The following is a 1,397-nucleotide window of genomic DNA, read 5'->3' as shown; positions in this document are numbered from 1 at the left end:
TACCACTTCGGTGGTGCCGAGGAGACCGGCCTCCCGCCGTTCTCCGAGGTCCCCATCGACACCGTCTACCAGGTCCTGACCGAGTTCATCGTCACTCGTACCCGTCCCACCTGTGTGGACTGGCGGGAGGCGGCACCCTTCGAGAGTCAGTTCGGCTGAGCGGGGCCCGGTCTTGGGTGCTTTGCGCCGCATACTGGGGAAGTGACACGGTGGTAGCCGGGGGCGATCCTTGACCGCCCCCATGTGGCGGCCAGCTTCACCCATACCTACGAAAGCAATCAGGGGCAACCGCCAAGCCTGTTCTCCTACCATGCTTGCGGTGACGATCGCGGACAACGTCCAGCGCCTGCGCGCAGTCCTGGCGAACCTCATCGCCTTACGTACTGCCATGGAGTCGATTGGCGAATGGCTGGACCAAGCGTCACAGGCCGCCGAGGCCGTGCTGGGGCACACGTCACGGCACGCGCAGGTGGTGGCGGTCTTGAGCGCCGCCCGAAGACATCTCGAAGCTCTGCATGCCGCCCTGTCCAACGCCGAAATGGCCCTTCGCCTCGCGATCACCCACCACTCTGAGGTCAAGAGCACAGGATCGGATGCGCCCAGGGCACTACCGGCTCCAGCCGAGGTAATGAACCGACACGGCGACTGCTACCCGGCGGAAGCGCATCCATATGCAGGCGGCTTGCCTCCTCGGGTCATTCGAGGAACCGAGAACGCCCCGCTCGTCGGTTACGTGCAACTCGATGGCCGCGATGTCGGAACTGTTACGCCCGCCAGGACCGACGTGTGGGCACAAGAAACGATGAAGCGGATATCCGATCGACGGAACCGTCGCATGCGTCGTATCGCGAACCACGTCGAGATGAAAGTGGCGACGATGCTGGCTCAGTCGGCGGTACGACACGCGCAGATCATCTTGAACCATGCCCCGTGCGGATCCGAGCCAGGCGATCCGCCCGGCTGTCATGACTACCTCGAAGACTTCGTCCCGCGCGGCTGTACCATCACGGTGTTCGGTACCACGCAGGACGGCGCGCCGTTTCGCCGCACGTACACAGGAAAGGCTGATCGGTGAGCAATCACGTCCTCCATCGGAGCTACATCACGATCGGCGCTCTTCCCGGCGGCTGCGACCTCACTGAAGAGGTGCGTGCCCTTAACGCGGCCGGGGTTCGGATTCCCTGGGCCTGGACGATCACTCACGAGCGGCTCGATCCAAACGCCACTGACCAGAACGCCCTTACTGTCGGTGTCAACAATGGCGTCGGCGCCGTGGAATACGAAGAGGGCGATCGGACCTACGTGCCCACCATCGGCACCAATTCCGATTGGGTCACCTACCACTTCGGTGGTGCCGAGGAGACCGGCCTCCCGCCGTTCTCCGAGGTCCCCATCGA

The 1,397-nt window shown here is 63.9% G+C and carries 3 protein-coding genes; all 3 read left to right on the top strand.

What is annotated here, in order from left to right:
* On the top strand, nucleotides 1-159 hold a 159-nt coding region (locus tag C503_RS49060; protein WP_425393553.1), incomplete at its 5' end, for an Imm1 family immunity protein.
* A 160-nt stretch (nucleotides 160-319) separates the two neighbouring features.
* Nucleotides 320-1,075 (top strand): DddA-like double-stranded DNA deaminase toxin, encoded by a 756-nt coding sequence (locus tag C503_RS45520; RefSeq protein ID WP_169514666.1) that lies wholly within the window; start codon nucleotides 320-322, stop codon nucleotides 1,073-1,075.
* Nucleotides 1,072-1,397, top strand: a 326-nt coding sequence (locus C503_RS45515; protein WP_156893799.1) for a hypothetical protein, incomplete at its 3' end; no start/stop codon positions are given. The genes C503_RS45520 and C503_RS45515, both read left to right, overlap by 4 nt.

Source organism: Actinokineospora enzanensis DSM 44649 (assembly GCF_000374445.1).
GTDB classification, from domain to species: Bacteria; Actinomycetota; Actinomycetes; order Mycobacteriales; family Pseudonocardiaceae; genus Actinokineospora; species Actinokineospora enzanensis.
The sequence above is the reverse complement of the archived record's forward strand: the minus strand, read 5'-3'. Positions and strand labels throughout refer to the sequence as shown.